Origin of the sequence: Vibrio hepatarius, assembly GCF_043642085.1 — a bacterium.
GTDB lineage: Bacteria > Pseudomonadota > Gammaproteobacteria > Enterobacterales > Vibrionaceae > Vibrio > Vibrio hepatarius_C.
On record NZ_JBHZSA010000002.1, the window covers coordinates 623,755 to 643,244 of the forward strand.

At 44.0% G+C, this 19,490-nt stretch carries 17 protein-coding genes; 11 read left to right on the forward strand and 6 right to left on the reverse strand.

The features are described from left to right. The first annotated feature begins 7 nt into the window (after positions 1 to 7). From moeB to ACHUFZ_RS05845, 4 genes are all read left to right on the forward strand, one after another. Positions 8 to 763, forward strand: a complete 756-nt coding sequence (moeB, locus tag ACHUFZ_RS05830) for a molybdopterin-synthase adenylyltransferase MoeB (RefSeq protein ID WP_394126305.1) — start codon at positions 8 to 10, stop codon at positions 761 to 763. Positions 764 to 969: 206 nt separating this feature from the next. Then, a complete protein-coding gene (locus ACHUFZ_RS05835; RefSeq protein WP_394126306.1) occupies positions 970 to 2,916 on the forward strand; it encodes a methyl-accepting chemotaxis protein in 1,947 nt (648 codons plus the stop codon). 178 nt (positions 2,917 to 3,094) lie between these two features. Continuing rightward, positions 3,095 to 3,418, forward strand: coding sequence for a hypothetical protein (locus ACHUFZ_RS05840; protein WP_394126307.1), 324 nt, complete (start codon positions 3,095 to 3,097; stop codon positions 3,416 to 3,418). A 10-nt stretch (positions 3,419 to 3,428) separates the two neighbouring features. Further along, the gene (locus ACHUFZ_RS05845) at positions 3,429 to 4,259 is read left to right on the forward strand and encodes a sulfurtransferase (RefSeq protein WP_394126308.1); all 831 of its coding nucleotides are present in this window, start codon (positions 3,429 to 3,431) and stop codon (positions 4,257 to 4,259) included. 34 nt (positions 4,260 to 4,293) lie between these two features. Here ACHUFZ_RS05845 and ACHUFZ_RS05850 read toward each other — a convergent pair whose 3' ends face one another. Then, entirely contained in the window at positions 4,294 to 5,586 is a 1,293-nt protein-coding gene (locus ACHUFZ_RS05850) for a glycoside hydrolase family 18 protein (protein WP_394126309.1), read from the reverse strand. Positions 5,587 to 5,725: 139 nt separating this feature from the next. Further along, the gene (locus ACHUFZ_RS05855) at positions 5,726 to 6,706 is read right to left on the reverse strand and encodes a sugar-binding transcriptional regulator (RefSeq protein ID WP_394126310.1); all 981 of its coding nucleotides are present in this window, start codon (positions 6,704 to 6,706) and stop codon (positions 5,726 to 5,728) included. A 447-nt stretch (positions 6,707 to 7,153) separates the two neighbouring features. Here ACHUFZ_RS05855 and tal point away from each other — a divergent pair, with 447 nt between their 5' ends. The 4 genes from tal (at position 7,154) to ACHUFZ_RS05875 (ending at position 11,880) form a co-directional block, all read left to right on the forward strand. Next, complete coding sequence (gene tal, locus ACHUFZ_RS05860; protein ID WP_053439218.1) at positions 7,154 to 8,104, forward strand: transaldolase; 951 nt, start codon at positions 7,154 to 7,156, stop codon at positions 8,102 to 8,104. Positions 8,105 to 8,186: 82 nt separating this feature from the next. Next, positions 8,187 to 10,178 (forward strand): transketolase, encoded by a 1,992-nt coding sequence (tkt, locus tag ACHUFZ_RS05865; protein ID WP_394126311.1) that lies wholly within the window; start codon positions 8,187 to 8,189, stop codon positions 10,176 to 10,178. Between the two features lie 160 nt (positions 10,179 to 10,338). Beyond that, positions 10,339 to 10,845, forward strand: a complete 507-nt coding sequence (locus ACHUFZ_RS05870; protein WP_394126312.1) for a magnesium transporter — start codon at positions 10,339 to 10,341, stop codon at positions 10,843 to 10,845. Between the two features lie 3 nt (positions 10,846 to 10,848). Next, positions 10,849 to 11,880, forward strand: a complete 1,032-nt coding sequence (locus tag ACHUFZ_RS05875) for an HlyD family secretion protein (protein WP_394126313.1) — start codon at positions 10,849 to 10,851, stop codon at positions 11,878 to 11,880. Between the two features lie 21 nt (positions 11,881 to 11,901). Here ACHUFZ_RS05875 and ACHUFZ_RS05880 read toward each other — a convergent pair whose 3' ends face one another. Continuing rightward, positions 11,902 to 12,738, reverse strand: coding sequence for a LysR family transcriptional regulator (locus ACHUFZ_RS05880; RefSeq protein WP_394126314.1), 837 nt, complete (start codon positions 12,736 to 12,738; stop codon positions 11,902 to 11,904). 341 nt (positions 12,739 to 13,079) lie between these two features. Here ACHUFZ_RS05880 and ACHUFZ_RS05885 point away from each other — a divergent pair, with 341 nt between their 5' ends. The 3 genes from ACHUFZ_RS05885 to ACHUFZ_RS05895 all read left to right on the forward strand — a co-directional run bounded on the left by ACHUFZ_RS05885 (position 13,080) and on the right by ACHUFZ_RS05895 (position 16,047). Continuing rightward, on the forward strand, positions 13,080 to 13,754 hold the full coding sequence (locus ACHUFZ_RS05885) for a response regulator transcription factor (RefSeq protein ID WP_394126315.1): 675 nt from the start codon (positions 13,080 to 13,082) through the stop codon (positions 13,752 to 13,754). Further along, a complete protein-coding gene (locus ACHUFZ_RS05890) occupies positions 13,738 to 15,024 on the forward strand; it encodes a sensor histidine kinase (protein ID WP_394126316.1) in 1,287 nt (428 codons plus the stop codon). The genes ACHUFZ_RS05885 and ACHUFZ_RS05890 overlap by 17 nt, the downstream gene beginning before the upstream one ends. Before the next feature lie 90 nt (positions 15,025 to 15,114). Continuing rightward, positions 15,115 to 16,047, forward strand: a complete 933-nt coding sequence (locus tag ACHUFZ_RS05895; RefSeq protein ID WP_394126317.1) for a universal stress protein — start codon at positions 15,115 to 15,117, stop codon at positions 16,045 to 16,047. 58 nt (positions 16,048 to 16,105) lie between these two features. On the opposite strand, the gene nagE is transcribed toward ACHUFZ_RS05895, so the two are convergent. From nagE to ACHUFZ_RS05910, 3 genes are all read right to left on the reverse strand, one after another. Then, entirely contained in the window at positions 16,106 to 17,581 is a 1,476-nt protein-coding gene (nagE, locus tag ACHUFZ_RS05900) for an N-acetylglucosamine-specific PTS transporter subunit IIBC (protein WP_394126318.1), read from the reverse strand. Positions 17,582 to 17,748: 167 nt separating this feature from the next. After that, positions 17,749 to 18,813, reverse strand: coding sequence for a hypothetical protein (locus tag ACHUFZ_RS05905; protein ID WP_394126319.1), 1,065 nt, complete (start codon positions 18,811 to 18,813; stop codon positions 17,749 to 17,751). Next, positions 18,794 to 19,489 carry a fimbrial biogenesis chaperone gene (locus ACHUFZ_RS05910; protein ID WP_394126320.1) on the reverse strand — a complete coding sequence of 232 codons (696 nt, stop codon included), beginning with the start codon at positions 19,487 to 19,489 and terminating at the stop codon, positions 18,794 to 18,796. The genes ACHUFZ_RS05905 and ACHUFZ_RS05910 overlap by 20 nt, the downstream gene beginning before the upstream one ends. Position 19,490: the final 1 nt, after the last annotated feature.

Here is a 19,490-nt window from a genome sequence, read left to right on the forward strand (position 1 = left end):
GCAGTCATTGGAGATCTTATCTGATCAAGAGATGCTGCGTTACAACCGCCAGATCATCTTGAAACAATTCGACTTTGATGGCCAAGAGGCACTTAAACAAAGTTCGATTCTGATTCTGGGTGCTGGTGGTTTGGGTTGCGCATCCAGTCAGTATTTAGCAACGGCTGGTGTCGGTAAACTTACCTTAATTGATGATGATGTCGTTGAGCTATCAAACTTGCAACGCCAAGTACTCCACCACGATGGCGACATTGGTGTTAAGAAAGTTGATTCTGCCGCTCAATCATTAAAGCAATTAAACCCACACATCAATATCGAAACTGTCGACAAACGCCTGTCAGACGATGAACTCGCAGAACTCATCAAGCAGCACACTGTAGTACTTGATGCATCAGACAACGTCGAAACACGCAATCAGCTTAACAAGTTGTGCTTTGAGTCAAAGATACCACTGGTTTCCGGTGCCGCGATTCGTATGGAAGGTCAAGTCAGTGTCTTTACCTATCAAGATGAGAGCGAGCCATGCTACCAATGTCTGAGTGCCCTATTTGGTAACGCGGCTTTAAGCTGCGTTGAGGCCGGTGTTATGGCGCCAGTTGTCGGTATCATCGGTGCAGTACAAGCTATGGAAGCAATCAAAGTTATCGCCAACTACGGTACACCGAAACAAGGCAAAATCTTAATGCTTGATGCGATGAGTATGTCTTGGCGCGAAATGAACTTAATGAAGATGCCAAGTTGCCCGGTTTGCGGCAGTAAATAATACCTATTGCGAGTTAGTTTGTTGGACTAACTCGCTCTAATTCTCTCTTCTCACTTTAAGCTTCTTTCAACTAACCGACTTCTGCCCCTCACTAAGAAACGCATATAACCTGCAATAAACTTAACTTTTGAATTAGATAATCACAGTTTTCCATATAAGCTTAAGAAGAAACAAGGAGTTTATAGGCCATTGAGCCAGGGAGACTTATGTTTAATTTGTCTATCGCAAATAAAATACGTGGCGGATTTGGCGTCTGTTTGATCCTATTTGCTATTGCCAGTTATGTTAGCTTTAACGGCATGTCCACCGCTGCCTATAACTTTAAACATTACGGTGAGCTTGCCGCTGAAACAACCTTAGCGGGGGAAATACAAGCCAACTTCTTGAAGGTCCGTTTAAGCGCCTTGCAGTACGCAAGTACCCTCTCTTCATCCTACCTCTCTATATACACCGAACGCTTAGACAAACTTAAAAAGCTGATAGATAAAGACCTTAAGGCCACCACAGATCCCCTAAGACAAAAGCATTTGAAGACAATACTTGATGAAGTAAACCAATTTGATGCTGCCTTTTCTGTTGTTAAAGCGTCAAGTGAGTCGGTGGAAGAAAAAGTCTATGTTGAAATGGTAGAGCTAGAAAAAAAGGCTCTTTACGATCTTGAGTCTCTTATTGAATCCGCTCATAAAGTGTCAGATGCCGAAGTCGAGTATTACTCTTCTTTAATAATGGAGAAGTTTTTACTTTCTAACATCGCAGTGCTTAATTACTTACACAATGAGAAAAGTGAAATTGTTGAGCAAACTCGTGCCTATTTTAATGTCGAGTTACCTCAACTTGAGGATAAATTCCGCACTCACCTCAAAACAGATAAAGAAAACGCATTGCTAAATGAATTCGTTGAACAGCGCACTGCATATGCTCGCGGTTTCGAAGAAGTGATTCAATTGAGAGACACTCAGCATAAAGCCGAAAAGCAAATGCTCGAACTAGGTAATGACATTTCAAAAGAACTTGAGTTGATCAAACTGGAATCAATGGATGAACAACACACTCTCACCACTGATTTACTCGCACAAAAGCAGCAAACCATTACGACAATTATCGTTCTTACCTGCGTTTCTTTTGTCATCGCTATCATCACCGCATTTGTCATCATCCGTTCGATTAAAAATGGTATCGATCAAGTGAAGAGCATTTCTTCTAAACTTGCCCAAGGCGATCTGTCGCATAACGTCGTCGTCAAAGGCAAAGATGAAATTGCGCAGCTGCTATCAAACATGCGCGATACCATTGTTTCGTTACGGGAGATTGTGCATAAGGTTAACGATTCATGCATTAAAATCGGTCAAATGTCCGAGGAATTATCAGCCATTACCTATACAACCAATCAATCTTCAGAGCGACTAAGTAGCGAAATGCAGCAGATTTCCTCTGCCGTGCAGCAGCTTTCGACCAGCACTACAGAAATATCCCAAAGTGCGACTGACGCTTCCAATTTCACCGAGCGTGCAGCTCTCAATGTCGACAGCAGCCTGCAAGAAGTCGAAAAAACGCTTCAGGCTATTGAACAGGCAGAAGCCACTATGTCCAAAGGAGCAACACAAGTAACTAAGCTCTATGATGAATCGATGAGCATAGGTACCATCTTAGAAGTCATACACGCTGTCGCGGAACAAACCAATCTATTGGCGCTCAATGCAGCTATTGAAGCAGCACGAGCTGGTGAACAAGGTCGTGGTTTTGCCGTCGTCGCGGATGAAGTGAGATCGTTAGCGAAGAAAACTCAAGAGGCTACCGGACAGATCGAGTCAATGATTAGCTCTCTCCAAAATGGTGCGGAAAGTGCGCAGAAAACCATTAACGACAGTCATCATACGGTTTCAAAAGCCTCTGAACAGGCTGTATCAACATCAGACAACTTGAACACCATTCACGGCACCATTCAAGAGCTCAACGACACCAACGCGCAAATTGCCGCAGCCGTGGAAGAGCAGTGTATGGTGACAAACACGGTGAGTGAAAACCTCACTGAAACGTACAACATCACCCAAGAGAACAGTACCACTGTGAAGCATGTGGCCATCTCAGCCGCTGAGCTCACCGAAGTTGCGCAAGACTTAGATTTGCAAATGAAACGCTTTAAACTCGCATAAGCTTTATCCGAACACTCTTAAGTTTGCAAGGTGCTGAAATCAAACCAGCCACAGTGCCTTGCAAATATCTATATCGACAAATAATATTTAGAGTAACTTTCCACGATACCACAACGACTTAGTTCGTATTTTTATGCCTCAAAATCGCATAAACAACCAAAGGAACAGTACTCTGACAATGAACAATCCAAAAGTATTTACTCTTATCCTAATTTTTACTTTTGTATTACTTATTGTTGTATTAAAACTTCGTCCAGAGAAACAATCCGTCACCATTCGTGCAACGGTGATCAGTCAAACTTTGACGCAATCGCTTGATGGTCATAGACGTTATTTAAACGTCATTACCGACACTCAACAGCAACATATTGTGGCAACAGACCCTAAACTGGACTGTCCGGAAGGTTCGGTTGTAGTGCTAGAATCAAAACAAAGTTTGTCATCTAAACTAACGTCGTATCAGCTGATTCAGTGTCTTGCTGCGCAACAGAATAAACAATGAAGGACTCAATATGAACCCATTAGTTACACCGCAGTGGTTATCTCAACAACTATCATCAAACCCTGATTTGGTTGTTTTAGATGCAAGCATAGACTTTCAAATCCCTGGCGAAGTAGAGAAAGATAAAACCAACCTTATCCCCCACACTCTAAGATTTGATTATGACAAAGAGTTCTGTGACCCAGATAGCTCCCTACCTCATATGATGCCTTCAGAGTCGCGATTTAATTCACTCGCACAACAACTAGGAATCAATAATGATTCAACCATTGTCATTTACGACAATAGTGGGACATTTGCGTCACCTCGCGCATGGTGGATGTTCAAAGCGATGGGTCATAAAGAAGTATTTATACTTGATGGCGGCTTAACCGAATGGAAAGCGCATCAACTCGATCTTGTTCAGCAATACGCAAGTGTGCAATCTCAAGGTAATTTCCAAGGCTCCCTTGATGAGCGCTTCTTTGTTTCCGCCTCTTTCGTGGTTGATCAGATTGATAACCCAAATAGCCTTACGGTTGATGCCCGTTCTAGAGCGCGCTTTAACAAAGAGGTTCCAGAGCCGAGAAAAGGTTTACGGAGCGGCCACATTCCAAACTCTACCTGCCAACCTTTTGCTGAGTTGATGAATCAGCATAAACTCAAAACCGCACAAGAATTGGCTCCCATTCTATCCAAGTCACTTTCACATGACGTCGGCCACACCATTTTTAGCTGTGGCTCCGGGGTTACAGCCTGTATTGTACTGCTCGCTGCAGAGGTGTGTGGCTATAGCAACTTTGCGGTTTATGACGGTTCATGGACTGAATGGGGACAAAGGGAAGATCTCCCAATTGAATGATGAATGAGCCCCAGCATTTACTGGGGCTTGTTGTTTATTGAATTTCTTTGTTCATCACTTCGACCAAGGTTCCACTTGGGTCACCGGACAGCTCCCAAGTAAAAATACCGCCGAGCTTAGACTCTTTCGCCCACTTCGCTTTGGCCTTGATAGAGCGCTCATCCTCAAATGAAATAAACACTTTCTTTACTGGATTCCATAGATACGGCGCTTGCGCTTGCTCGTCATACTTGTACTCGTAGCCTTGTTTATCACCATAGTTGTTTACAAGATCCCAGAACATGAAGTAACCATTTTCTCCAGTACCAAACTCAGCACCTTTCTCGGACACTAAATCACCCTTAACATTCTCTCCGTCAAAGTCTTTAGTACCCTGCCAGCCACGACCATAGAAAGCTGCGCCGATCACCAGCTTCTCACTAGGAATGCCCTGCTCTATCATTTGGTTAATGAACACATCGCTTCCCATGCCCCACCAGCTATTGTCTGTCGCATGCAAATTAGTCATATGGCCCGTTTGTTGACCCCAACCACCAAGAAAGTCGTATGTCATAGCAAACATGTTTGTTAAGTATGGGCTGGCTGCTTTCCAGTCAATTTGCTGTGCTTTAGCACCTACTCCAACAGCGGTTGAAAGCTCATAATTACGCTTCGTTTTATTTGCAAGCAGATCAAGATCGGCTCTAAGGGATTTTACCAAATGATTAAAGGCTTCTCGTTCACTTGCTTTTTGTTCATCTGTTAGTTTGGTCGCTGGATTCCAAGGCGATGTTGTTAAACCGCCACCTCCAGGGTACTCCCAATCTAAGTCAACACCGTCGAAGAAGTCATATTTAGCGATAAGCTCAACAGCTGTTTTAGAGAAATGCTCTATCGCTTTTGGATCTTTTGCCATTGCATGGAAAGGCTCAGACATCGTCCATCCACCAAAAGAAGGTAAAATAACGATTTCAGGATGGTCTTTTTTAAGTTGGGCGAGTTGAGCGAAGTGGCCTTTATATTCTACCTTGACCGAAACTGGGCCAAAGTCTTCGTTTAGAGCGGCTTGTTGATCGACGACGATGGCACTAAATGGCTCTTTACCTTCACAGTGTTGAGCCACTTGTTTTTGAATCACTTCACTAGCCCCTTCATGCAGGCCACACATACTTAAAAACGCGTAAATAATGTGGGTGAGGTTTTCTGCAGGAATATTTTTAACTTGGTATGGGTTATCAGGATTGTTGTATTGCCAATCAGCAAAGTATCCAGCAACTACTTTTTCTTGTGCATGAGCGGATACACCCATAATACTAGCCAAAGCTGCAGCAGCGATTGTCTTTTTCATTATATTCTCCTTGTTAATCTGACTACTAATTAATCAAGGGAGAATAATTTTTGCGTCCAAACAAAATAGGGATGCGAGCTACCTAATGCCTTTTTCATTGCTATTACACAGGTTGCAAAGCAACATATTGAAAAGCTAGTTATTTCATTTGTTCGTCTAAGTTAAGTACCGTCAACGCATTACTTACGCTGGTCGCAATAACGTCAATCACACCGGTTCGTAGTGCGCCTAGCAAAGCGAGAGGTTTGCTGTTTTCAGCCGCAATCGCGATAACCTCAGCAATCGGTCGAAACTCTTCAATGCCGAGACCAATAACGCGGTCGCTCATTACCGTTTTAGCTGCCCCGCCATGAATATCGAAGAAGTCATAACCAGCAAAGTCACCCACAACACCCTGCAACATTCGAGACTGGACCACTTCACCTGCCGTGAACCAACCTAAATCGACCATATAGCTGTTTTCACTCATGTCACCAATACCGACTAAAGCAACATCCGCCTTACGCGCTAAATCTAATGTCTGCTTCACCGTGGCATTTTGCATAAACGCCATCTTTTGCTCACGGTTCTCTGCATAAGCAGGCGCATAGAGTGTTTCTGAAGTTCCACCATAGGTTTTAGCGAACTGACGGCAGATATGGTCGGCGTTAAACATACCGCCACGCGGGTGAATACCACCGATACCACAAACAAACTTCACATCACGCTGAGGAATGACTCCTACGTGGTGGGCAACCGCGGAGACGTTTCGCCCTTGTCCGACGGTGACAACCGAACCGTTTAGAATCGAGCTCGCCATATATTTAGAGACTAAACCCGCAACTTGCAGACGTTGCTGCTCTTCACTTGGTTGATCGAGAGCGACCAGTGCACGCTTAACGCCAAAGCGCTCAATCAATCTTTGTTCGATCTTGGCACTAAATACCGGGTGGTACTTTACGGTAATTTCGACAATGCCTTCATCACGCGCCTGCTTGAGCATTCGCCCCACTTTGGCACGTGATACAGAGAATTTTTTTGAAATCTCTTCTTGAGTGGCACCATCTTGATAATATGCGACTGAAATTTCAGTCAATAGATCGGTGTTATCGTCAGACATCTCATTGTGAATCTTACTCATAACTACAGCATTCCTATCTATAAACAGCACGTAACATATGCTCAAGGGTGTAGCATATGTCATAGTGGCAATTATTACCATCATTTGCTCACGCGCAATACAAATTCTCAGTCGCAATTTTAGTCTCTTTAAATCTCCCTTGCGCCCTTATACAGCTTGGCAAACGTTTAATCGGTTTAATCACACATCTAACCTTAAAAAATCCTTGATGAATGTCACCATATCCCGGTTTAACCAATTGACATTCTGGGTAGATGATATAATTATGGACCCATCATTTACTCAACATGAGAGCAAATGTTCACAACATCTGCTCTGGTGCTGAAATTTCGGGTTTGTTGATTTCACAAGCATCGTTATTGCTTGAAGAGATCGACACCACGCTTGCAATTGCACAAGTCATATCAGCTAACGTGGTATGGCGGCTTATTAAATAGGATGATCGGAATGAGCAACAAATTAGAGCAACTTCGTAAACTAACGACTGTAGTAGCTGACACTGGTGAAATTGATGCAATCAAAAAATACCAGCCAGAAGATGCAACAACTAACCCTTCTCTAATCCTGAAAGCAGCTCAAATCGAAGAGTATGCACCTCTAATCGATGCTTCAATTGAATACGCTAAAGCGCAAAGTGACGACAAAGCACAACAAGTACAAGACACTTGTGACATGCTAGCGGTAAACATCGGTAAAGAAATCCTAAAAACTATCCCTGGCCGTATCTCTACTGAGGTAGATGCTCGTCTATCGTACGATATGGAAGGCAGCGTAGCGAAAGCACGTCAACTAGTTAAAATGTACAACGATGCTGGTATCACTAACGATCGCATCCTTATCAAACTTGCTTCTACTTGGGAAGGTATCCGCGCCGCTGAAATCCTAGAGAAAGAAGGCATCAACTGTAACCTTACTCTACTATTCTCATTCGCCCAGGCTCGCGCATGTGCTGAAGCTGGCGTATTCCTAATTTCTCCATTCGTTGGTCGTATCATGGACTGGTATAAGGCTAAAGAAGGCCGTGACTTCGAAGCTCAAGAAGATCCAGGCGTACTATCTGTAACTAGCATCTACAACTACTACAAAGAGTATGGCTACAACACTGTAGTTATGGGCGCAAGCTTCCGTAACATCGGTGAGATCCTAGAGCTAGCTGGCTGTGACCGTCTAACAATCGCTCCTGCACTTCTTGCTGAACTAGAAGCGGCTGAAGGTGAAGTAGTAGAGAAGCTAGTTGACTCTAAAGGTGCTAAAGAGCGCCCAGCTGCAATGACTCACGCTGAGTTCCTATGGGATCACAACCAAGACCCAATGGCAGTTGAGAAGCTTGCTGAAGGTATCCGCAACTTCGCAGTTGACCAAGGCAAACTTGAAGCAATGATTGAGGCTAAGCTTTAATCAACAGAATTTCTAGAGGGGAACGTTTGCGTTCCCCTCTTAACATCCTTTCTAAGAAACAATCTATTTATCGGTATTTATTATGGATCGTAAAAATTTAGCAAACGCAATCCGCGCTCTAAGCATGGACGGTGTACAACAAGCAAACTCTGGTCACCCAGGCGCACCTATGGGTATGGCTGACATCGCTGAAGTTCTTTGGCGCTCTCACCTAAACCACAACCCTTCAAACCCTGAGTGGGCTGACCGCGACCGTTTCGTTCTTTCAAACGGCCACGGCTCTATGCTGATTTACTCTCTACTACACCTTGCTGGTTACGAGCTATCAATCGACGATCTGAAAAACTTCCGTCAGCTACACTCTAAGACCCCAGGTCACCCAGAGTACGGCTACGCACCAGGTATCGAAACAACAACAGGTCCTCTAGGTCAAGGTATCACTAACGCTGTTGGTATGGCGCTAGCTGAGAAGACTCTAGCTGCACAGTTCAACAAAGAAGGCCACGACATCGTTGACCACTTCACTTATGCATTCATGGGTGATGGCTGTCTGATGGAAGGTATCTCTCACGAAGCATGTTCACTAGCGGGTACACTAGGTCTTGGTAAGCTGATCGCTTTCTGGGATGACAACGGTATCTCTATCGATGGTCACGTTGAAGGTTGGTTCTCTGACGATACACCTAAGCGTTTTGAAGCTTACGGCTGGCACGTAATCCCAGCGGTAGACGGTCACGATCCAGAAGCGATCAACGCAGCAATTATTGCGGCTAAAGCTGACCCGCGCCCTACTCTAATCTGTACTAAAACTATCATCGGTTTCGGTTCACCTAACAAGTCTGGTTCACACGACTGTCACGGTGCACCACTAGGCGCTGAAGAAATTGCAGCTACACGTAAAGAGTTAGGTTGGGAGCACGGTCCTTTTGAAATTCCGTCGGAAATCTACGCAGAGTGGGATGCGAAAGAAGCAGGCGCAGCTAAGGAAGCAGCGTGGAACGAGAAACTTGCAGCTTATGAAGCAGCACACCCTGAGCTGGCAGCTGAATTCAAACGCCGCGTAAACGGTGAGCTACCTGCGCAGTGGGAAGAGAAAGCAAACGCAATCATTGCTGACCTTCAAGCGAACCCTGCAAACATCGCATCACGTAAAGCGTCGCAAAATGCTCTAGAAGCGTTCGGTGCTATGCTACCTGAATTCCTAGGCGGCTCTGCTGACCTTGCGCCTTCTAACCTAACTATGTGGTCTGGTTCTAAGTCAGTATCTGCTGAAGATGCGTCTGGTAACTACATCCACTACGGTGTACGTGAATTCGGTATGACAGCGATCATGAACGGTATTGCGCTACACGGTGGTTTCGTACCATACGGCGCTACTTTCCTAATGTTCATGGAATACGCACGTAACGCAATGCGTATGGCTGCTCTGATGAAAGTTCAGAACATCCAAGTTTACACGCACGACTCTATCGGTCTTGGCGAAGATGGCCCAACTCACCAGCCTGTTGAGCAAATCGCGTCTCTACGTCTGACTCCAAACATGAGCACATGGCGCCCATGTGACCAAGTTGAGTCTGCAGTGGCTTGGAAACTGGCTATCGAACGCAAAGACGGCCCAACGTCTCTAATCTTCTCTCGTCAAAACCTTGCACAGCAAGAGCGTGACGCAGAGCAAGTAGCTAACATCGCTAAGGGTGGTTACATCCTGAAAGATTGTGAAGGTAAGCCTGAGCTTATCCTTATCGCGACAGGTTCTGAAGTTGAGCTAGCGGTTAACGCTGCGGCTGAACTAACAGCTGAAGGCAAGAAAGTACGCGTTGTTTCAATGCCTGCTACAGACGCATTCGACAAACAAGACGCTGAGTACCGTGAATCTGTACTTCCATCAGACGTAACAGCACGTATCGCTGTTGAAGCAGGCATCGCTGACTTCTGGTACAAGTACGTTGGCTTCGGTGGCAAGATTATCGGTATGACAACGTTCGGCGAATCTGCACCAGCGGGTGAGCTATTCAAGATGTTCGGTTTCACAACTGAAAACGTAGTAAACACAGCGAAAGAGCTTCTAGCTTAATCAACGTTAGTTCTAACATTAAAAGCCCCGCTTACTAAAGTGGGGCTTTTTTATACAAATCAATACCTTAAATCGACACTCCAAATAGAATTTCGACTATTCCAAATTTACACCCTTAAGCGCTTATTATTCACCTCAAGCAATAATTAAGGCTGTATTTATGTCATCGAATAATAAGTTACCTACCCTACATCCAGGAACGGACAATAAGCTGACACGGATTGCTAAAACACTCTTCTCTTATTCACTTAAGGTTACAGTAGCTCTGTTTATCTTAGTTAGTGCATCGGTGCTTTTATCGAAACTCGGCACTATTCACGGTAAAGACCTTCCGGAAGAGTATTTTTCGAATGGCTACCCAACCATTTTGAAACTTTTGGATTCCGAAGCTTTCATGGGCTTCATCTTCTTTGTCACCGTAGCGATTCTAGTCTATGTCGTTTACTTAATGTGGCAGCTACATGAAGTCGCTGTACACCGAGCTGCTAAGATGTCGAGCGCTCATACTCAGATCGTTTTTGCTCTATCACTTTGTGGTTTATTCATCGATAAAACGTGGTGGGTTCTGGCTATTATCATCGCCTTCGCTCGTTGGGATGTATTAGCAGCCGAAGTCTCAAACATCATTCGTAACGGCCGTAAGCCAGTCACTGAATCTAAGGAATAAATCATGAAAGAGATTATGCTCCCTTATGTGTTCATCTGCTGGTTGTTAGTAAAAACTGGCGTGATTCGTTGGACGTTAAAAAACGCCGTTGTGATCGTAGGTATCGGTGCCCTGTTAGCTTTTTCACTATTTACCGCTCACCGCTTCTGGTCACCGGCTGATCTTACTGATAGTACGACGGTCAAAGCGCCTCATGCAGTGCTTAGCCCGCTTGTCGGTCAGGAAGTTGAGCAAGTATTCGTTCAGCATAACCAAATACTCAAACAAGGCGATTTGATTTACACACTGCGCACAGAAGATACCGCCTCTCAAATCGACGGTCTGAATGCACAAAAAGACGCAGCTCATGCTGAGATTTTGGCGTTGACTCATCAAATAAACAACGACAAAAAACAACTTGATAGACTGACTAGACTTAATGATTTTGCTCAGGAATCTGCTCGTGATGATTTAAGAACGCGTATCGAGTCGACAGAAGCTAAAATTGCAGCGGTTAATGCACAGATTTTGAGTGTGGAAGCACAAATTGCTACAGCAACTTGGCAAAATGATCGCCGCGAGGTACGCGCTCCGTTTGACGGACAACTATCGATTGCCAACATTGTTGAAGGTACACGTTTAGGCAACATGCACTTGTATGATACCAGTAAGAAGTTCGTTGAAATGCGTATCGCCGATCAAACTTACCGCAATATTGAAGTGGGTCAGTTCGCGGAGTTCTATGTGAATGCCTACCCTGGTGAGATCTTTCGCGGCCGCGTTCACAGCTTAACGGCAGGTACCGGTGAAGCCAGAGTATCAGTGATGAATGGTTCGCAACATGTACGCCAACACGTCGGAAACAACATGGGTAACCATGGACGCACCATCGTTATTGAGTTTGAAGAGCCTGAAGGATACAACGTCCCTATCGGCGCGACAGGTTCAGGTTGGGTGTCTGCTAAGAAGCCTCACGAGTCACTCGGTTTTATGGATATCATTGGCGCGGCAACCGTTAGATTGAAAGCGTATAAATCTTATCTTTCTGCGCTTTAACGCTACAACGTGTAAAGCACCTTAGCTAAGGTGCTTTAGCGTTTCTCTGTTTGATTTTCGCTGCGTGATATGACCGTCAACGATTGGGATAATCAAATCCGTTAGCCATTTCTGCTTCGCCGCTCCTCTTAACGATGCTTTATAGATTAACGCCACGTCGAGATTTAACGGGTAGAGTCTTTCATCATCGTAATAAGGCTCATATCTTAGCGTAAAGCACTCATCCATAAGCTGGTTCATCAAGTGGACACTATCAACAATAACTCCAGCTTCGATAGTCGGGTCTAGTGTTTTGAAGTGGTCATGGTGTTCATTCACCCCTGAGATAATAAACTTTACGTACTCCCCGTCTTGATTACCTTCAAAGTAACCTCCACCAGAATGGATTTTCTTTTGGTAGAAGCTTTGGGGTTTATCGGTCAATACATGCAGCCCAATATCCACTTTGTCATCAAGGATCAGGCCCTCGCTATGTTCACTCCACTGTAAAAGCTCAATAACCGCATCAGTTTGCGAGCGAATCTCTTTAATTAAATCTTTCCCAATCTCTACCAAATAGGGTTCAGCGATATGTATCGAAACTTTACTTAGGTCTTTCGGGTTAAACTCTTCAGGCGCTAATGCCAAATCGAGCTGCTCTAATGCACTTTTCACTTTGGGTTCTATCGACAGTGCATAGTCCGTCGGCACTAAGCCACTTCCATCACGAACAAACAAAGGATCACCTAAATCATCTCTTAACTGCGCGAGTACCTTAGAAACATAAGATTGTGAGCGTCCCAACTTTTGCGCCGCGCGTTGAGTGGAATGGGTCTGCATAAGAGAAAGGAATACATGTAAAGCGTTTAAATCGTGCATCCGTAGCTGGCCTCGTATTGTTATCCATATAATCTAACGGATAAAAATGCCGAAACCAACTTAACTGTGTTTAAAGTGAGTGATACGTAAATCATCAAGACTCATGTCAGTTGGGTTTGTTTGTATAAGCAGAGCCAAATCCGAATATTAAGAAAGTTTAATGTTTCATAAATACTCACTGAATGGCGCATAGTGAATAATTAAACCTCCTAATATTTAAAGAGTTTTTCGGTTTACCCCCTAAACCGTTATGGCTCGCATTAGTCACGCGAGCCCTCTTTTTCCTCACCATCAATACGCACAAATCGGATATGATAGTAACGCGAGAATAAGGAGCGACTGTGAAACTGCTGATCATTGAAGACGACCAAACCACTCGAGAATTTGTTGCTAAAGGGCTACAAGAACATGGCTACATTGTCGACCAAGCTCCTGACGGTAACGAAGGATTGATGATGGCGCTCAGTGGCGAGTATGACCTAGTGATTCTCGACCGAATGCTGCCTTATCTTGACGGCATGAAAGTACTTTCCGCCATCAAAGCAACTCAAGAGAGCCTGCCGGTACTGATTTTAAGTGCTATGGACAGCGTAGAAGATCGCGTTGATGGCCTTCAAGCTGGTAGTGACGATTACTTAATCAAACCCTTTGCTTTAGCAGAGCTGATTGCCCGCGTTGATATCATCATTAATCGCTCTCAACGTCAGTCTCGACCGCAAACCTCGCTGAGTTATGACTGCCTTGAAGTAGACCTACGTGCTCATCGCGTCACCTGCAACAAGATAGAACTGCAGCTTCAACCAAAAGAGTTCCAACTTATTCAGCATTTCATTGAACACAGTGAACAAGTCGTTTCTCGGATGCGCTTATTTGAGAGTATTTGGAGCTATCACTTTGACCCTAAGACCAATGTCATTGATGTACACGTCGCCAATCTAAGGCGCAAACTGGAAGATGCGGGCTGCCACGACCTGCTGCATACGGTTCGAGGAGCTGGCTATGTCCTTCGTCGATGACTATACGCTTACTCGCTCTTCAGTATTTAAGACCTTAATTAGCCTTTTTGTCGTCATCACCATCATCAACATTATCGTGGTACGACAGGTCTACATTGACTCTGATAGCTTTCATCGCCAGCAACTGACTAAGCAGCTCAATGACGAGATCATGGAGTTCAGCTACCTCGCTCAGCAAAGTCGTGAAGAGGTAGAAAAGCTACTCAAAGCGAAGCAAACATCTAACACGCCTTTTTACTATCGATTAATTGAACCTATCGAGCCAAGTTACATTTCTCAGTACTATCCGATCAGTTCACTGCCGACAAAAACCACTAACATTGTAATTGGTGACAACGTTAAACTCGAGATTGGTGTAAACCCTCAAGTTGTCGAGGCCTACCGAAATGCCCTCGTACCGATTGTGTTGTCGAGCATTGTATTACCGATTGCGGTCATGCTTGTTGCGGCACTTTTCTTCACCGTTTTAATTTTGCGCCGATTGGAAAACGTCAACAGAGCCATGAACCGTGTCCTCTGCGGAGAACGCGACGTTAAACTCAAAGTGTCTGAGCAAGATGATGAGTTCGATATATTAGCCATCCACCTTAACTACATGATTGAGCAGATGACGAAAAATGAGGAGACGCTTAAATCCCTCACCGTCGGGATGGCCCATGACATGCGCACACCAATGGCACGTTTGAAACTCAGATTAGAAGATGTGTTGACCCACCAACAATTAGATCCAGTCCAACAAGATCAAATTTCCGCCTGCCACGACGAGCTCGAACTGATCTTATCCTTGTTCAACGGCATGTTAGAAATTGCCAAAATCAACAGTGGACAAATCAACCGCCAGATGGGTGAGGTTAACCTAGGTAAAATTAGCCAAGACGCTGTTGAATTTATCTCTCCAATTGCCGAACAGAAAAACCTTCACATTACATTTAGAGAAGACCAAACGTTGAATGTAAAGGGAGACCCTTCTCTGTTATTTCGCGCCGTATTCAACCTAGTCGAGAACGCAGTCAAATACACACCCAATAACGGCGCTATCGAAGTGATTGTTGACCAGCTTGGTGTAGTCATTGCCGATAGTGGTATCGGGATTGAAGATGACGATAAGCCACATGTTTGCCGGCCTATGTATCGAGCCGATAAAAGCCGCACTGAACATGGTAATGGCCTTGGGCTTTCATTGGTTGACGCCGTTGTACACCAACACGGCGCAAGTCTGATTCTTAAAGATAATAAACCGGGACTAAGGGTACGGATTCTATTTAACTGATCAGCTTAATCCCTTATTATTTGTATTGTTATCGTTTAAAGTGGAAATTTCATCGCTTAGCGCTAAAACTTTAAGTACAAGGAGGTGATTATGCAAAAATTCAACAACATACTGTTCTTGAGTAAAGGCGTGATGGATAACAGTCAATCGCTCGATTTGTCGATTCGTTTGGCTTGGCGCAATAAAGCCAAATTGGCAGGCCTTGTTGTGTGCCCTCACCTTCCGGATGATATGCACGACTATAAGGAACACTACGAAAAGTCGTTGCTAGACTCGCTGGAAAACCAAATCCAAAGCAGCCTATCTGACCATCACCTCTCCAAAGAGGATATGCCGTTTCCTGTTACGCTCGCGACGGCGCAAAAGCCCGACGTGCAAGCAATTCAATATATTCGAGAGAACTATATTGACCTCGTTTTCAAAGATGCCGAGCAAAGCAAAACAAACGCAAAAGGCTTACGTGCGCTCGATATGAGTTTACTGCGTAAATGCCCTTGCCCTGTTTGGCTTAATCGACCGTCAGAAAAACCAAGCATAAAGCAAAGAGTCGCAGTTGCGGTCAACCCTAATGCAACGACAGACGAAGAACGCGCCCTATCCATTGACCTTCTCCAACTCAGCCGTTCAATTGCCGATGATTGCGATAGCCAACTGCATATCATCTCTTGTTGGGAGTATGTGCTAGAAAGCTATCTGAAGGATAATGTCTGGTTTAAAGCCTCTGACGAAGAGCTAGAAAGTCACATCACTCAAGCTAAGAAGCAACATAAAGAAGCGTTACAAGCGTTAATCGATGCCTCAGGCATTAGTGGTGATATTACGCTACACCGACTTCACGGCACTCCAGATGATGAAATCCCAACTTGTGTCGATAAGATTAAGGTCGATGTGTTAGTGATGGGAACATTAGCTCGAACTGGGATTCAAGGCGTGATGATCGGCAATACCGCTGAGAACATCGTGCAAAATGTCAGTTGTTCACTTGTTGCTCTTAAATCCAAACAATTTCGTTCTCAGATTTAATAAGTAAACATACAAAAAAGGCCGAGCACGTTGCTCGGCCTGAGTTTTGACAGCCTTTCTATGTCGCGACGGTCGATGCCACTGGCTCGGAACCTGACATCTGCTTCATCGCGTGCGCAATCTCTTCTGCTTCAGTACCGACAATCACTTGTAGATTGTTGTTGCCCATCTTCACAACGCCTAGCGCGCCGATAGACTTTAACGTATCTTCGTTGACCACTGACGTATCTCTCAGGGTTAGACGTAAACGGGTAATGCACGAATCAATTGTCGTTAGGTTGGCGTGTCCACCTAAAGCTTTTAAATACTGCGCCGCTTTGTCATGACTCGTGACACCACTCTCTTGCTCTGCCACCACATCTTCACGACCCGGCGTTTTTAAGTCGAACTTCAAAATCGCAAAGCGGAACACGAAGTAGTAAATCGCACCAAAGCAGAGGCCTTGAACAATCAACATGTAAGGTTTGTTGGCAAGCGGAAGATTAAACGACAATATAAAGTCGATGAGACCGCCGCTGAAGGTAAAGCCCGCTATCCACTGCATGCTTGCGGCAATGTACAAAGATAGTGCAGCCAATAGTGCGTGTATAACGTAAAGCACAGGCGCAACAAACATGAACGCGAACTCAATTGGCTCTGTCACGCCCGTTAAGATGGCCGTCAACGCTGATGCACCTAGAATGCCGCCGACTTTCTTTTTGTTTTCTGGTTTAGCGCAGTGGTACATCGCCAAACATGCCGCAGGTAAGCCGTAACCCATGAATGGGAAGAAGCCACCTTGGTAGATACCGGTTACACCTAACTCACCCGTGCCTGACCAGAACTTGCTGATGTCATTAATACCAACTAAATCAAAGATAAACACTTGGTTAAGAGCATGGTGTAAACCGATTGGAATCAGTAGTCGGTTGAAGAAGCCATATATACCTGCGCCCGTTGCACCCATTTCTGAAATGGCGATGCCGAAGTTTACCAACGCACCGTAGACCACAGGCCAAACATACACCATAACCAAACTGATGGAGATCGCCGCAAGAGAGGTAACAATAGGAACAAAGCGTCGACCACCAAAGAAGCCAAGTGCCGCAGGGAGTTTGATAGTATGGAAGCGGTTATATAAGGTTGCCGCGACAATACCCATCATAATACCCGTGAACGCACTCACCGCCGCCTTAGAGGCAACGACTTCTGATGAGCTCATCTGGTCAACAGGCACCCCTGTTATTTGGGATATAACGTTCACATTGCCGACGATCATTTCTACGATCAATAGGCCAAGCAAGCCTGATAGCGCCGCAGCACCGTTGTTATCTTTAGCTAAACCATAGGCAACACCGACCGCGAACAGCCACGCTTGGTTGTCCATGATACCTTTACCACCATTAACTAAAATACTGGCAATAGCGTTGTTTGCGCCCCACCCGGCTGGGTCAATCGCGTAACCCAAACCAAGCATTAAACCACCCGCAGGTAGTACGGCTATCGGCACCATCAGTGCCTTACCGATTTTTTGTAAGTAGCCTAAAATGTTCACCTTTCATCCTCTTAGGTTAATTGTTATGACCCAAGAGTAACGAAAGGTGGATTAAGCCTCGGTTGAGGCAAGATTAAGGTTTGTTAATGTAGAAATATTTGTGGTATTCGGTTGGAGAATAAATATCGTGTTGACTCTAAAAACGCTCCTTTATTATATGGACTAATCTATAGTTCGGGCTCAAATCGAATAATAACTGAATCTGTGTACTTACCTTCATTTACGGAACCATAGCTCACATCATTGAAGTGGAAGTTTAGTTTAAAGTGTATGTTGTTACTACTAATCGCGTTAACTTTACTTGGTCCGTGTATGTTAAGCTTTCCATCCGTCACAACATATGGATTCAAACACATGTTACATTCCAAGTTATAGGGTATTCGACTAGTACTAGAATCATGTTTAAGTGCGAAGTCTTCCTTAACACCATCCGATTCGAACGTCATAAGAAGGCCACTTCTAAGGTATCCTTCGACGTTAACGCTGAAATCTGTCGATCCACGTACTGAGTTTTTGTTAGTGTCATAATCTAAATCAAAAACACCATTTCCAATGATGCTTACGGACGATAAAAACGATGGTTTGTATCTAACTGAGAAGTGTACAGTGTGAGAAAAAGTTCGAAAGCTATGCGTAGCACCGTACTTAACTAAATAGCGGATTGGTACGGTTATTGAACCTTGATAATTCCCGGCTGGTGCATCCTTAAAGCTTTTTGACAACTCATCTGAATTAAACTTGAACCCGCTTCGGAAAAAATGGAATGGCATATACCGTTCTTTAGATATAAAACTAAATTGACCACCACACTCCTTTCCAGTTTCATCTGCTAAACTAACATAGCCGTTACTTGACTCAACCCTTTGGCATAAGGGATAGGCATTCGAAAGAGTTGAGTTTTTACTTATTTCGAATTCATCATTACTTTGGAACTGTAGACCGGTAAGTGACACAGGTACTGTTACTGCATAATTATTAGAACTATTAGTAGGGCGAAATTGAATTGACAAGTTGCTTGGCTGTACTAATAGTGGGCTCCATTCTTTTATCTTTTGCAAATTATAAGAAGAGCTACTCTGCCAAACGACCTGAACTACTTGGTTACCAATTTTATTTGCATTATTCCATTTGATAGAATTACCAATAATTTCAGCAGAAATAGTCTCAGCTTGCGTAGCAAAAGAAAAGGAACATAGTGAAAATATGAGTATACTAAAAATATACCTGCTCATTTATTTCCTCATTAGCATTAATAATGTTGGCCTTAATTGATTTCTTTTCCCACGCTTCAGGTGGAAGTGAAAATGTTTTAGATGAACCAGGTAGAAGGCGATTCTGGTAAATACATTCGGTTTTAAAGTCGTATTTGCAATAGTTAATTACAGCATTAAGCATCGTGTTGCTATTATTGGTAAACTGGAAGTTCTTTTTATCCTTCCTATAAATTTTATAGTCTAACTTAACATTTGATGCAGGGTCTATAAAGTAAACTCGATATCCAAATGCAACTGACACGGAAGATGCTTTACCATCTATATACGGAACAGGTGTAATGTCAACAGCGTAGGTCTCGTCAATTTCATTATTACATTCATGTTTGTAACAATTATTAATCATTCTAAGAACTCTTTGCTCTCCTGGCCTTAGGATCATCTGACTAGGTGAAATTGAAAAAGTCCAATCTGAAATATTATCCTTGCTTACTTTAGTTACAACTTTCTTCCCGTCGATATACTCTACCTTAGACATCTGAAAGTTAACAAACATATCTTTTCCATCATTGTTAGCGATAGTTATCTCTGCCGAACGCGTGTCTGGATCAGCAGCCTCAAGTAAACTACTAACAGCAATTGAATTAGCTAGCGGACTAAAAATCACCAAACCTAAAATTAATATTTTCTTGTACATT